General features: G+C 56.8%; 17 protein-coding genes. 10 read left to right on the forward strand and 7 right to left on the reverse strand.

The annotated features are described in order from the left end of the window. Positions 1 to 9: 9 nt before the first annotated feature. Together ACJ8HT_RS22900 and ACJ8HT_RS22905 are read right to left on the reverse strand one after the other, a co-directional pair. On the reverse strand, positions 10 to 318 hold the full coding sequence (locus tag ACJ8HT_RS22900; RefSeq protein WP_004928950.1) for a DUF883 family protein: 309 nt from the start codon (positions 316 to 318) through the stop codon (positions 10 to 12). Positions 319 to 410: 92 nt separating this feature from the next. Next, complete coding sequence (locus ACJ8HT_RS22905) at positions 411 to 1,385, reverse strand: nickel/cobalt transporter (protein WP_110158365.1); 975 nt, start codon at positions 1,383 to 1,385, stop codon at positions 411 to 413. 199 nt (positions 1,386 to 1,584) lie between these two features. Between ACJ8HT_RS22905 and asr the strand changes: the two genes are divergently transcribed. After that, positions 1,585 to 1,935, forward strand: coding sequence for an acid resistance repetitive basic protein Asr (gene asr, locus ACJ8HT_RS22910; RefSeq protein WP_004928953.1), 351 nt, complete (start codon positions 1,585 to 1,587; stop codon positions 1,933 to 1,935). Positions 1,936 to 2,130: 195 nt separating this feature from the next. On the opposite strand, the gene ACJ8HT_RS22915 is transcribed toward asr, so the two are convergent. Continuing rightward, a complete protein-coding gene (locus ACJ8HT_RS22915; protein ID WP_049200826.1) occupies positions 2,131 to 2,511 on the reverse strand; it encodes a DUF4440 domain-containing protein in 381 nt (126 codons plus the stop codon). Further along, entirely contained in the window at positions 2,508 to 3,890 is a 1,383-nt protein-coding gene (locus ACJ8HT_RS22920) for an MFS transporter (RefSeq protein ID WP_087762383.1), read from the reverse strand. Before ACJ8HT_RS22920 ends, ACJ8HT_RS22915 begins: the two co-directional genes overlap by 4 nt. A gap of 105 nt (positions 3,891 to 3,995) precedes the next feature. Between ACJ8HT_RS22920 and ACJ8HT_RS22925 the strand changes: the two genes are divergently transcribed. The 3 genes from ACJ8HT_RS22925 to ACJ8HT_RS22935 all read left to right on the forward strand — a co-directional run bounded on the left by ACJ8HT_RS22925 (position 3,996) and on the right by ACJ8HT_RS22935 (position 6,605). Then, a complete protein-coding gene (locus ACJ8HT_RS22925) occupies positions 3,996 to 4,901 on the forward strand; it encodes a LysR family transcriptional regulator (protein WP_197653510.1) in 906 nt (301 codons plus the stop codon). A 90-nt stretch (positions 4,902 to 4,991) separates the two neighbouring features. Further along, complete coding sequence (locus ACJ8HT_RS22930) at positions 4,992 to 6,164, forward strand: MFS transporter (RefSeq protein ID WP_194571823.1); 1,173 nt, start codon at positions 4,992 to 4,994, stop codon at positions 6,162 to 6,164. Between the two features lie 102 nt (positions 6,165 to 6,266). Further along, entirely contained in the window at positions 6,267 to 6,605 is a 339-nt protein-coding gene (locus ACJ8HT_RS22935; protein WP_038872785.1) for a DUF2002 family protein, read from the forward strand. 26 nt (positions 6,606 to 6,631) lie between these two features. On the opposite strand, the gene ACJ8HT_RS22940 is transcribed toward ACJ8HT_RS22935, so the two are convergent. Both ACJ8HT_RS22940 and ACJ8HT_RS22945 read right to left on the reverse strand, forming a co-directional pair. Continuing rightward, positions 6,632 to 7,078: a DUF1198 family protein gene (locus tag ACJ8HT_RS22940; protein ID WP_025303978.1), complete on the reverse strand. Its 447-nt coding sequence runs from the start codon at positions 7,076 to 7,078 to the stop codon at positions 6,632 to 6,634. Positions 7,079 to 7,145: 67 nt separating this feature from the next. Further along, positions 7,146 to 7,481: an MbeD/MobD family mobilization/exclusion protein gene (locus tag ACJ8HT_RS22945; protein ID WP_004928976.1), complete on the reverse strand. Its 336-nt coding sequence runs from the start codon at positions 7,479 to 7,481 to the stop codon at positions 7,146 to 7,148. A gap of 184 nt (positions 7,482 to 7,665) precedes the next feature. Here ACJ8HT_RS22945 and smrA point away from each other — a divergent pair, with 184 nt between their 5' ends. Next, positions 7,666 to 8,238, forward strand: coding sequence for a DNA endonuclease SmrA (gene smrA / locus ACJ8HT_RS22950; protein WP_048234581.1), 573 nt, complete (start codon positions 7,666 to 7,668; stop codon positions 8,236 to 8,238). A 64-nt stretch (positions 8,239 to 8,302) separates the two neighbouring features. Here smrA and ACJ8HT_RS22955 read toward each other — a convergent pair whose 3' ends face one another. Next, positions 8,303 to 8,971: a LexA family protein gene (locus ACJ8HT_RS22955; RefSeq protein WP_197653508.1), complete on the reverse strand. Its 669-nt coding sequence runs from the start codon at positions 8,969 to 8,971 to the stop codon at positions 8,303 to 8,305. Between the two features lie 173 nt (positions 8,972 to 9,144). Here ACJ8HT_RS22955 and ACJ8HT_RS22960 point away from each other — a divergent pair, with 173 nt between their 5' ends. The 5 genes from ACJ8HT_RS22960 (at position 9,145) to ACJ8HT_RS22980 (ending at position 11,707) form a co-directional block, all read left to right on the forward strand. After that, complete coding sequence (locus ACJ8HT_RS22960; RefSeq protein WP_197653507.1) at positions 9,145 to 9,513, forward strand: antiterminator Q family protein; 369 nt, start codon at positions 9,145 to 9,147, stop codon at positions 9,511 to 9,513. 271 nt (positions 9,514 to 9,784) lie between these two features. Continuing rightward, a complete protein-coding gene (locus tag ACJ8HT_RS22965) occupies positions 9,785 to 10,189 on the forward strand; it encodes a phage tail terminator-like protein (RefSeq protein WP_197653506.1) in 405 nt (134 codons plus the stop codon). A 126-nt stretch (positions 10,190 to 10,315) separates the two neighbouring features. Continuing rightward, positions 10,316 to 10,978: a phage tail protein gene (locus tag ACJ8HT_RS22970; RefSeq protein ID WP_019455562.1), complete on the forward strand. Its 663-nt coding sequence runs from the start codon at positions 10,316 to 10,318 to the stop codon at positions 10,976 to 10,978. Positions 10,979 to 11,051: 73 nt separating this feature from the next. After that, positions 11,052 to 11,405, forward strand: a complete 354-nt coding sequence (locus ACJ8HT_RS22975) for a phage tail assembly chaperone (protein ID WP_019455561.1) — start codon at positions 11,052 to 11,054, stop codon at positions 11,403 to 11,405. Positions 11,406 to 11,473: 68 nt separating this feature from the next. Next, the gene (locus tag ACJ8HT_RS22980) at positions 11,474 to 11,707 is read left to right on the forward strand and encodes a DUF1799 domain-containing protein (RefSeq protein WP_071532865.1); all 234 of its coding nucleotides are present in this window, start codon (positions 11,474 to 11,476) and stop codon (positions 11,705 to 11,707) included.

Below are 11,707 nucleotides of genomic sequence, written 5' to 3' on the forward strand. Positions count from 1 at the left end.
GCAGGGGTGTTAACGCCGGGCCAGCAGCACGCCGAGCACGATGCCGACGGCGGCACCGATCCCTACGCCCTGCCAAGGTTTGTCACGCACATAGCTGTCGGCTTGATCGACCGCGTCGCGCGCATGCTGTGTCAGACTGGTGGAGCCATTGAACCGCGCCCGGGCGTCGCGCAGCACGCCTTTCGCCTTGCTGTGCAGCTCTTTCAGTTCCTCTTTGGTCTTGTCACCGGACTCGCGCAACACTTCATCCAGCGTATCGGCCAACAGAGTGACGTCCTGATCGATGTCGCGTTCTGTTCTTTCCGCTTTCTTAAACATTCAGCTCTCCATTTCGACACATGTCTTTTAAGTGTAGACCATGCCGAGATTTGTGTGGTCGATCACGCAAAAAAACGATGATTTCACCGGCGTTAGCAGCCGGCGGCGATAAAATCGCCGTTGGCGCTGACCGGGATCACCGAATTGAACAGCACCAGCGCGAACAGGATCAGGATCACGCCGCCGAGCATCACGGCGATACGCGACGCCTGTGCCAGATAGTAGCCTGTCAGGCCGGGTTGATGGGCCAGAAAGCGCTCGCGCGCGTGGTGCACCAGCGTGGCGAGGATCATGATCGACAGCCCGGTACCCAGTGCCATGCTCATGGCGGAGATCACCCCCCAGGTGAACATGCCGATGGCGTTGGCGAACACCAGAATCAGGATGGCGCCGCTGCACGGACGAATACCGATGGAGACGATCAGCCACAGCGCGTTGCGCCAGCCGCCGGTCAGTTCGGCCGCGCTGGGTTGATGCCGGTGGCCGCACTCGCACGCCGCGCTATGCGCGTGGTCCGCCGGGTGCAGCGCCTGAATGACCGGCGCGCGGCGCCGACGCCAGCGCCAGCCGCTGGCGCGCAGGATCACCATCAGGCCGAAGGCGGCGATGAAGACCGCGCTGCCTTTTTCCACCCAATAACGGCTGAGGCTGAGATCGCCCATCGACAGGTTGAGCGCCACCGCCAGCACCACCACGAACACAATGGCGACCACGCCTTGCATCAGGCTGCCCAGCAGGGTGATCGCCCGGCTGGCGTTCAGCCGTTCGCGGTGGGTGGCCAGATAAGTGGTGATGACGAACTTGCCGTGGCCGGGGCCGATGGAGTGCAGGAAGCCGTAAGCGAAACTGGCCAGCGTCAGCATTAGCCCGCCGCTGTATTGCTGGTTACGCTGCTGCAGCAGATAGAGCACCAGATAGCGGTGCATGTAAATCTGGAAGTTGATGCAATACTGCACAAACTCGGCCCAGTGCCGCACGAACAGGTAGAGCAGCGTCAGCAGCAGCAGACCGGCGAGGGCCAGACCGGCGTAGCGGCCCGGCGCGTGTTTCAGCGAGACGGTTTTCATAGCGTGAGCGAGCCTGTACGAGGGGCATCTTCCTTCAGCATATACCCGCCGATGCGGTTCACAAGCGCCGTTCACAAACGTTGTACATTTGGTTACTCGGCGAAACCAATCACTCACGGAAACGGCAGTTTGATTCCACTAGTATCTGTTTCAACGGCTCCACCGGAGCTTACCGAAACAACACTCTGAGGATTTAAAGATGAAAAAAGTATTAGCGCTGATCGTTGCTGCCACTATGGGTCTGTCTTCTGTTGCTTTCGCTGCTGATACTGCAGCTACTGCTCCGGCTACCACCACCGCGCCAGCTGCGACCACCACTACCGCTGCGCCAGCGGCTGCTGCTGAAAAAGCACCAGCTAAAGCAACGCACCACAAGAAAGCTAAGCACCACAAAAAAGCGCCAGCCCAGAAAGCTCAGGCCGCTAAAAAGCACCACAAAAAAGCGCCAGCTCAGAAAGCCCAGGCTGCTAAAAAACACCACAAAAAAGCGCCAGTGCAGAAAGCTCAGGCCGCTAAAAAACACCACAAAAAAGCCGGTAAAAAAGCTTAATTAAGTGATGTTTGCGGAACCGAAAGGTTCCGCACTCTCCAGCCCGTACTCCAGACACCCGGTTCTTCCGGGTGTCTTCTTTTGAGGCGACGAACGATGATCAATCGCTATCTGTTTGAAGTCATTTTCAGTGCGGTAACCCTGTGCGGGGTGATCGTCGGTTGGGAACTGTTTTTGGCCGGCAGCTTTTTGTAATTATTGCGCCGCGGCGGTTTCGTGCAAATGCCGCCAGCCGAGTACGTTGGGCTGACGTTCAAAGACCACCGTGGAATAGCGCAGCGTGGCGCTTTGCCCCGGCAGGCTCTGTTTTTCCCGGTAGCTGACTACTGCGCCCGTCGGCCATTCGGCCACCAGCTTCATCTCTTCTATCTCGATTTCCAATCCCGGTTTGGCGGCGCGATGCGCGCGGAAAAAGGCGCACAGCGCGGCAAAATCCAGCGGAGCGCCGCTCAGCGCGATCATGCTGAAATCCGGCGTAAAGCGCGCCAGCAGCGCCTGTTCTTCTCCAGCCCCTTTGCCCAGCCAGCGTTCAATGGCGATGTGGGCGTCGATCACTTCGGTAAAGTACGGGTTCATAAAGCATCCTGTTGAGCGTTGAGTTGGCGCACGATGGCGCGGTTGGCGAGGCGCAGGCACAGCAGCAGCGGGATAAATACGCTGGCGCCCGCCAGAATGAAGCAGGTGCGGTAGGCCGCCGCGGGCGGCAGCCCGGTCAGCAGCAAATTCAGCAGCAGGCTGAGCAGCGCCACGCCGAGGCAAAAACTGAGCTGGCGATTGATGTTCCACAGCGCGCTGGCGTCCGCCAGCTGAGCGTCGGGGATCTGCAGGAACGCGCTGCTCTGCGCGGTGCTGCTGCACAGGCTGCCGCCAAACCCCATCAGGGCGAAGGCGGCGATCTGCAATGCGTGCTGGCCGGCCAGATCGATCTGCGCCAGCGTCAGCATGCCGGCGCCTTGTAACAGGCAGCCGGCGATCAGCAGCGGCCGCGGGCCGAGGCGATTAAAGGTTTTGCCGGTCAGCGTGATGGCCAGGAACGACGCCAGCGCCCAGGGCAGCATCAGGCCGCCGACCTGGGCGGCGGGCATCCCCAGCTGGTTTTGCAGATACAGCATCGCCACCAGGCTGACGCCGATGAACAGGCCGGGAATGCACAAATAAACCGCCATGGCGTTGCGCAGCAGCGGATCGGCGACCAGCCGCAGGTTCAGCAGCGGCTGCGGGGTGCGCAGGCTATGGCGCAGATAATAGGCCAGCACCAGCAGGCCGGCGGCCAGCAGCGCCGCGCCGGAAGCCTGATGACCGGCCTCGCTCAGCCGGGTCAGGCCGAGCAGCAGCAGCGTCAACGCCGCGCAGGCGCTCAGCAGCCCTTTGCCGTCGAGCGGTTTACGCACCGCCGTCGACGTTTCCGCGCGCAGCCACAGCGCCGCCAGCGCCAGGGCCAGGGCCGCCAGCGGCAGGTTGGCGAAAAACACCCAGCGCCAGTCCAGCCGATCGACGAGCCAGCCGCCCAGCGCCGGTGACAGCGCCGGCGCCAGCAGCCCCACCAACATGATGGCCGCCGACAGCCCGGCGCGTTCATGGCTGCGGTACAGCTGGTAGGTCAGCGTTTGGCCGATGGGGATCAGTAAGCCGCCGCCCATGCCTTGCAGGGTGCGCCAGCCGATCAGCGCGCCGATGCTGTCGGCGTTGCCCGCACCGAGGGTGGCCAGCATGAACAGCGCCAGCGACAGCAGGAACACCCGCCGCCCGCCGATGCGCTGCGCCAGCCAGGCGCTGAGGGGGATCACCAGCGTCAGGCCGAGAATATAGCCGTTGCTGACCCACGCCAGTTGGCTGACCGACGCCCGCATCGCCTGGCCGATGGCGGGGTAGGCGACGTTGGCGATAAACATATTGATCAGATCGACGAAAAAGCCGAGCAGATAGACGATTGCCACTTTGCTGCGATAAGACATGGTGCCTCCGGTTGAAGGCGAGCAGTGTATCGGGGGGAAAAGTGCGGATAAATCGGCGGCGGGCGATTACACTGTCAAAATGATTTTGACAATAAGGGCGGCGAAATGCTGAATTTGCAGCGCCTGGCGATCTTTGCGGCGGTGGTGGAAGCGGGCAGCTTTACCGCGGCAGCGGCGGCGCTGGGGCAAACCAAGGCGGTGGTGAGCTTTAACGTCAAACAGCTGGAGAACGAGCTGGGGGTGTCACTGCTGGCGCGCAGCACCCGGCGGCTGTCGCTGACCGACGCCGGCGAACGCTTTTACCAGCGCAGCCTGCAGCTGCTGCAGGAGGCGGAAAACGTGCTGGACGACGTGCGTCGCGATCATCACGGACTGAGCGGCGTGCTGCGCATCACCAGCACGCCGGAGTACGGCGCGCAGGTGGTGGTGCCGGCGCTGGCGGATTTTTCGCGGCAGCATCCGCGGCTGCGCATCCAGCATGTCTCTTCTTCTTATCATGCCGATCTGATCTCGGAGCGCTTTGACGTGGCGATCCGCCTGGGCCAGCTGGCGGACTCCAGCCACCGCGCGGCGCTGATCGACAGCTTCGCCATTTTTCCGGTGGCGGCGCCGGGTTATTTGGCCGACCGACCGATTCATTCGCTGACGGATCTGGCGCAGGCGCAGTGGATCGCCCACAGCCGGCTCAGTTCACCGCTCAGCTGGCAGGTGGCCACGCCGCAGCGCGAAGCGGTGCTGTTCAAGGTCGCGGACGCTGCCACGCTCACCGGCGACAGCGCCGCGGCATTGCTGGCGTTCGCCCTGCATGGCGCCGGGGTGGCGCTGCTGCCGGCGTGGCTGGCGCAGCCCGAAATCGACGCCGGCCGGCTGCAGCGGTTGCTGCCGGATCACCGTTTCCCCGAGCAGAGCATCTATGCGCTCTACCCGAACACCCGCCATGTGCCGGAAAAGGTACGGGCGTTTATCGATTTTCTGCGCGCGCGGGTGGCGGCAAAATCGTTAGCGAAATAATAATTCGTTATAACTCTCTCATTTATCATCAGATCCCATCGGGGTATGCTGGCAATCTCTGTCTACCCCGTCCGATGCGAGCCACCTTCGATGACCGCAGAAAATAATCTCCAGCTGAACCGACGCATTCTGTCCGTGGTGATGTTCACCTTCGTCTGCTACCTGACCATCGGCCTGCCGCTGGCGGTGCTGCCGGGATTTGTGCATGAGCATCTGGGCTACAACTCGGTGCTGGCGGGCCTTATCATCAGCGCGCAGTACTTCGCCACGCTGTTCAGCCGCCCGCACGCCGGGCGCTATGCCGATCAGCTGGGGCCGAAGAAGGTGGTGCTGTTCGGCCTGGCGTGCTGCGGCGCCAGCGGCCTGTTTTACGCGCTGGCATTCGGCGTTGACGGTTACCCGTGGCTCAGCCTGCTGTTGCTGTGCGTGGGACGGGTGTTTCTCGGCGTCGGCGAAAGCTTCGCCAGCACCGGTTCCACGCTGTGGGGTATCGGCCGGGTTGGAGCGATGCACACCGCGCGGGTGATTTCCTGGAACGGCGTTGCCACCTACGGGGCGATGGCGGCCGGGGCGCCGCTCGGCGTGTACCTGAATCAGCAGTGGGGCTTGGCCGGGGTGGCGGCACTGATCGTGCTGGCGGTCGCGGTGGCGCTGCTGTTGGCGAGCGGCAAGCCGGACGTCTCGATCGCCGCCGGGCAACGCATCGCCTTTCGCGCGGTGTTCGGTCGCATTTGGGCCTATGGCCTCGGGCTGGCGATGGGCACCGTCGGCTTCGGCGTGATCGCCACGTTCATCACGCTTTACTATGCCGACAAAGGCTGGAGTGGCGCGGCGTTTTCGCTGACGCTGTTCAGCTGCGCCTTCGTCGGCATCCGCCTGATCTTCAGCAACGTCATCAACCGCCACGGCGGTCTGAAGGTGACGCTGGTGTCGTTTCTGGTCGAGATCGTCGGGCTGCTGTTGATCTGGCAGGCCGGTGAGCCCTGGATGGTGCAAACCGGCGCGTTGCTGGCCGGCGCCGGTTTCTCGCTGGTGTTCCCGGCGCTGGGCGTCGAAGCAGTGAAACAGGTGCCGCCGCAGAATCAGGGCACGGCGCTCGGCACCTATTCGGCGTTCCTCGACCTGGCGCTGGGCATCACCGGCCCGCTGGCCGGGCTGCTGATTGGGCAAGCGGGCGTGCCGTCGATCTATCTGGCGGCGGCGCTGCTGGTGGCGCTCGGGGTGTTGCTCACTCTGCGCCTGCTGCAGCGCAGCCGGAGCTGATTCAGGAATAGTCCGAAACCCGGATTCCTCCCCAGAAAATCATTGTTTCGGTGAATGATTACGGTAAGGTCGCTCAGCGGTCCAGAATGAGAGGAGGAATCGATGTATTTACGGCCGGATGAAGTGGCTAAAGTGTTGGAGAATACCGGCTTTGAGCGTGATTATGTCACCGATCAGGCCTATGGCTACCGCAAGGGTGCACACTACGTGTATGTGAATCGCGAAGCGCGGATGGGCAGAACCGCGTTGGTGATCCACCCGGCGTTGAAAGAGAGAAGCGTGCATTTCGCCACGCCAACCTCCCCGGTGCGCACCAGCGAGCAGTATCTGGAGTTTCCCCTGGATTTAAGCGGCGACGCCCCGAACCTGCGTTACGGCATCGCACACGGCTTCAGCTCGCGCGAAGCGCTGTCGCGCTACCTCTTCAGCATGTTCCTGTAATCGGTCCCCCGCCTTGGGGGACGCGATCAGCCGTGGGCCAACGCTTCGCGGTTGAAACGCTCGTTGTAGGCGCGACGGAACTGCGCCAGTTCAAACGCATCGATATCCAGCTCGGCGAAGTAAAACAGCGCCGCTTCGGTGTGCTCGGCGTGCAGCTCCGGCGACAGCCCGGCGCGCAGCAGCACGTCGCGCCACAGGGCAATCTGTTCGTCGTCCGCCTGTTTGATGAACGTCAGGTAGATGAACAGCAGATAAGCCGCCTGGTGCATCTCTTCGGTGTAGCCGTTGTTCAGCATGCGAATAAAGGTCTGGCTTTGGCGGCCGCCCATTTCCTGGATCATCGATTCGATCAGCATCGGTTTGACCCTCAGCAGATGGGCCAGCGAATCGATGGCTTTGCGGGTGTCGGACGTCAGGATGCGGTAACCGATAATGAATACGACGATCAGGGCGGCGAGGATGATCCAGGTCATTTAGGCTTTATTACACTCTCAATACGCCAGAAGAGGGGCGGGAGGCGCTGTGCGACAGCGCCCGCTATCAATGCTGTTCGCCGCTGAAATTACCGACCGCGCTCTGTTGGCGCAGGTGGTGATTGAAGGTGGCCGCGTCTTTGGCCAGCGCGTCCAGATGAGCGCCGAGCATTTTGATCTGCTTCACCAGCGCATGCTGTTCCGGTACCGAACTGGCGGTGCTCAGCTTGCGCGCCAGTTGTTCATTCTGCGCCCGCAGTGCGGCTTCGCGCTGTTTGGCTTCTTCCAGCAGTTGCTGCAGCGCCTGGTAGCTCTGCTGCCATTCGCGGTGTTGCCGTTCGAAGCTGCTCTGCAACTCATTCATCGCATTTTGAAACTGGATTTCCAGCTCGCGCATTGTCATGGGCTCGATCCTTTGCGGCACTCAATGATGGCTTAGCAGTATAGCGAAAACTGTTCGCAAGCTCACCCGTTGACGACAAATGAGACAAATGCCGCTGACAATTCCCGGCTTGCAACCGTGGCAAGGCGTCTTACAATCGACCCCATTCCCGGCCGTAAAGGCTGCCGTTCAAGAGAGGTGGAAGATGAGCGAGCAGGAAAAAGACTTTTTTGAACAGGCGATGGCGGACGTGGTGCCGCTGGCGAGCGGGCGGCAGACGCTGTACCTCAAGCCGCAGGAGGCGGTGGACAAAAGCGCGCGGCGCGAAGCGCAGCGGCTGTTGCAGGAAAACTTCCTCAGCACCGATTTTCTCGAGGTGATCCCCTGCGAACAGCCGCTGGAGTTCAAAGGGGAAGGCATTCAACAGGGCGTGCTGGACAAGCTGCGCAACGGGCGTTATCCGCCGCAGGCGTCGCTGAACCTGCTGCGTCAGTCGGTCGAAGCCAGCCGGCAGGCGCTGTTTCGCTTTATCGTGCAGGCGGAGGCGCAAAACCTGCGTTCGCTGCTGATCGTGCACGGCCGCGGGCGGCAGAACGAAAGCCATCCGAATATCGTGCGCAGTTACGTCGCCAAATGGCTGGCGCAGTTTGAACAGGTACAGGCGTTTTGCCGCGCCTTACCGCGCGACGGCGGCGAGGGCGCCTGCTATGTCACGCTGCGTAAATCGGCGCAGGCCAAGGCGGAAAACTTTGAGCGCCACGCCAAGCGCAGCCGTTGAGTGAGGAAACTGCTATACCTCAGGAGAATGATTGCGGCGTAACATGAGACATGAAGCAGCGGACTTATCGATGGCGACGAGATTTACCCGAAAAGATAACAGTACCGATGATATGGCAGTTGCTGTTGATTGGGATGTAACGTTCCGGCCAATCAGGATTGAGTGCTTTTAGCATCCGTTCTGAGCCCTCTTCAATAAAACGTTTAAATGTGGTTTCGCCGAAGTCGCTCATTAAAGCGATCACGTCATCGCCATTCCAGGGGGTAACATCAGGATCGACAAAAATCAGATCGCCAGGGGAGTATTCCGGGCTCATTGAATCGCCGACCACACGCAAAATGTAGGTCCTTTCCCCACAGGCGACAGGGCAGGGATAGTGTTCTGTTTGAATCAAATCAACCTCTGAAAACGCGATTTCCGTCCAGGCTCCTGCCTGAACCCAGGATATCACCGGAACCAATTTTATCTTTTTATCGTTGCCGTACGATGTTTCCTGAACGTTGGTGTGGCCGGCGGCGTCATGGGTTTTATCCAGCCATCCGGTAGCAAGAGAAAAACAAATTTCCATATGGCGAGCGAGATCGTCGCCAATTTTTTTTGTGGGGTTTTTACCGATAACTCGGCTGATTTGCGTCGCTTCGCGATCCAACATGGCAGCGAAGTTTGAGTTGCCGCCCACGCCGTCGCGCAATTTTCTGGCGTTTTCCCGTCGGATTTCTTCGATCGTTTTCATATCACTTATTACAGCATATGTACCAAAATGGTACAAGTCACTTGTTTAACTATTTTTTATATGCATAATGTATCCATTGGGTACATTTATTGGTGGCTTTAGTCAGGAAAAATGTACTTTAAGCGCATTTTTTGAGTGATAGTGAATTCATAAGGTACATTCCAGGAGGGGGCATGAGGGATATACAGCAGGTATTGATGCGGTGGGGAGGGTGGGCGCGGGAACATCCTTCGATGGGATACTCTCATATCGCTGCGGGCTTTAAGGGATTGTTGCCGCATACGGCAAAGAATCGCCTTTCTTGTTGTGATGAAGACGGATTGGCTGTCGATCGTGCCGTTGCTCGATTGCAGGCTATACGTCAACCAGAAGAGTTGGAATTGATTCTGCGTCACTATGTATATGGCGAATCAAAATCGGCTATCGCACGTGGTTGGAAATGCTCTGAAGGGAGAGTTCGTCAGCAAATGCAAATTGCGGAAGGTTTTATAGATGGATGTTTATCTCATGAGGAAACAAAGTTGCAGATGGAAAATTATTAGCGTATTTATAAAAACGTTGAGATTTTTCACATTTTTTATATAGCCCCGTTTATCGGGGTGTTTTTGTTTGTTTTGTTTTTTAATTTAAAAAAATAATAAAATAATTCTTCTCGCTTCGAATTTTATCATGTAGCTTGATAACATCTGAAGTTGGTATGCATGAGGCATTAATTCTAATTTTCTATTCTCATTGATAAAAACACCGTATAGGGTTGTGTCAATTCCTGATGGGCATGAGAGGATTTATGGATTAAATGATTTGGAGGTTGTGTTGAGTACCTTAAAGATAAAAGATTTGTTTGAGTCGGTACTGTTGCAATGGGCGGAAAAAAACAATATCGACTATACGTTGGCAAATTTCCCTGTTGAGGGAAGTGCGGTGTTGCATCTTGAGCCATTTATTGTTCCTGCAGTCAATCAGGGGGTCGGTGTTTCTCAGGATGTGACGATATACAGCGGTAATTATCAGATCAATATTGTGATAAAAAAAGGCGAGGGGAGCCATGATGGCTATCTGTTAGCGGAGCGGGTGTTGTCACTTTTTCCCAATGGTGCTGAGCTTTCCGATGATTATTTGAGCTGCAGTATTAATGCTCCGGCCAGTATTTTACCTGCTATTCAAAAAGAAGATAGCTATATCATTCCTGTTAGTATCAGTTATTGGTCTCAGTCATGAAGTTTCTAATGCGCTGAGACGTAACCGATTATAAATGTAATGAAGAAGTACATCAAAATGATGTCTTTCTTTTTATCTGTAACCGCCTCCTGGCGGTTTTTTTATATCTAAAAATGGAGAATTACCATGAGTTTTGCATTACCTAATGGCGCAACTGTATTTGCCGGTATCCCTGCTACTTCGACGGTAGCAACGACGGCGGTTAGCAACGCTAATGGCGCTGTATTTACTCTGGCCACAGGTCATGGTTTGAAAATTGGGGACATTGTCATTGTCAATTCAGGCTGGGGGCTGATTGATGACTTGGTTGCCAAGATCACAGCCTCAACCGATACCAGCGTTACTATTGGTGCGATCAATACTTCAGATGTGAAGTTTTTCCCTGCCGGTATCGGTAAAGGTGCACTGACTAAAGTCGCCAACTGGACCCAAATTCCGCAAATTACCGAAGTGGCTCAGTCGGGCGGCGATCAACAATATGCTCAGGTTCAGTTTCTTGAGGATGATCGTCAACGCAACCTGGCGACATTCAAGGCGGCGAAAACGCAAACCTTTACCTTCGCTCACGATTCGACACAGCCAATTTATAGCGTGTTGCAGAATGCGGATCGTAATGGCGATGTTTTGGCATTTTATATGTACGTCCCTAAAGCCAACGAACTGCGCTATTGGTCAGCAATTCCATCTTTTGACCCTCAACCAACAACGGCTGTCAACCAGGTGGAAACTGTGGCTGTATCGCTGGCAATTCAGTCCAGCGACATGACTTTCTATAAAACCACCCTTTAATCGGTACGGCAAACAGGTCTTATCTCGGTAAGGCCTGTTTTTCAACGACACTATTTTTGCTTGGAGCTTTTTCATGATGACTGAATTTACCCTTAACCCAACCCCAACCTTTAGCATTGACGTCGCTATTCCACGTGCGGGAAGCGAGGATGGAATATTGACATTTTCGTTCAAACATAAAAAACGCAGCCAATTGGAAACGCTGGAAAAATCGCTGCGCGAAGCAACCGAACAGCAATTGGATGCGGGTAGCTACAACAATGAACCTATGGCCGATTTCTTGCACGAAATTTGTGATGGATGGGCATTGCCCGACACGTTGAATAGAGAAAGCATTATCACATTGCTTGATAACTATCCGCGCGCGTTTGATGCAATTGCCACTGCGTATACCAAAGAGTTGATGGTGGTACGGGAAAAAAACTGACGGCGCTTGCCGAGGCTTTCTACACGCCTAAAACCCCTCCCGAAGAGCTTGCCGCATTTGGATTAACGATAGATGACTACGAAACGGTCACTCTGGAAATCTGGCCGGATATGGTATCAGCTGTCACTATTTTCCAGATGATGGCGACGCAGTGGCGTATCGGAATGAATGGTGTCACCGGGTTGGATTATAACTGTCTGCCTTGGTTAATGAAGGTTTATGCGGTAGATGACGAGGCGAGCACATTAAATGATATCCGTATTATGGAAAACGCAGCGCTAAGAGTCATTCACCGAAAATGA

The organism is Serratia sp. CY44782, from assembly GCF_052168715.1.
GTDB classification, from domain to species: Bacteria; Pseudomonadota; Gammaproteobacteria; order Enterobacterales; family Enterobacteriaceae; genus Serratia; species Serratia nevei.

Coding starts and splice junctions, on each gene's coding strand:
- ACJ8HT_RS22900 (WP_004928950.1), bottom strand. CDS start 318: ATGTTTAAGAAAGCGGAAAGAACAGAACGCGACATCGATCAGGACGTC.
- ACJ8HT_RS22905 (WP_110158365.1), bottom strand. CDS start 1,385: ATGAAAACCGTCTCGCTGAAACACGCGCCGGGCCGCTACGCCGGTCTG.
- asr (WP_004928953.1), top strand. CDS start 1,585: ATGAAAAAAGTATTAGCGCTGATCGTTGCTGCCACTATGGGTCTGTCT.
- ACJ8HT_RS22915 (WP_049200826.1), bottom strand. CDS start 2,511: ATGAACCCGTACTTTACCGAAGTGATCGACGCCCACATCGCCATTGAA.
- ACJ8HT_RS22920 (WP_087762383.1), bottom strand. CDS start 3,890: ATGTCTTATCGCAGCAAAGTGGCAATCGTCTATCTGCTCGGCTTTTTC.
- ACJ8HT_RS22925 (WP_197653510.1), top strand. CDS start 3,996: ATGCTGAATTTGCAGCGCCTGGCGATCTTTGCGGCGGTGGTGGAAGCG.
- ACJ8HT_RS22930 (WP_194571823.1), top strand. CDS start 4,992: ATGACCGCAGAAAATAATCTCCAGCTGAACCGACGCATTCTGTCCGTG.
- ACJ8HT_RS22935 (WP_038872785.1), top strand. CDS start 6,267: ATGTATTTACGGCCGGATGAAGTGGCTAAAGTGTTGGAGAATACCGGC.
- ACJ8HT_RS22940 (WP_025303978.1), bottom strand. CDS start 7,078: ATGACCTGGATCATCCTCGCCGCCCTGATCGTCGTATTCATTATCGGT.
- ACJ8HT_RS22945 (WP_004928976.1), bottom strand. CDS start 7,481: ATGACAATGCGCGAGCTGGAAATCCAGTTTCAAAATGCGATGAATGAG.
- smrA (WP_048234581.1), top strand. CDS start 7,666: ATGAGCGAGCAGGAAAAAGACTTTTTTGAACAGGCGATGGCGGACGTG.
- ACJ8HT_RS22955 (WP_197653508.1), bottom strand. CDS start 8,971: ATGAAAACGATCGAAGAAATCCGACGGGAAAACGCCAGAAAATTGCGC.
- ACJ8HT_RS22960 (WP_197653507.1), top strand. CDS start 9,145: ATGAGGGATATACAGCAGGTATTGATGCGGTGGGGAGGGTGGGCGCGG.
- ACJ8HT_RS22970 (WP_019455562.1), top strand. CDS start 10,316: ATGAGTTTTGCATTACCTAATGGCGCAACTGTATTTGCCGGTATCCCT.
- ACJ8HT_RS22975 (WP_019455561.1), top strand. CDS start 11,052: ATGATGACTGAATTTACCCTTAACCCAACCCCAACCTTTAGCATTGAC.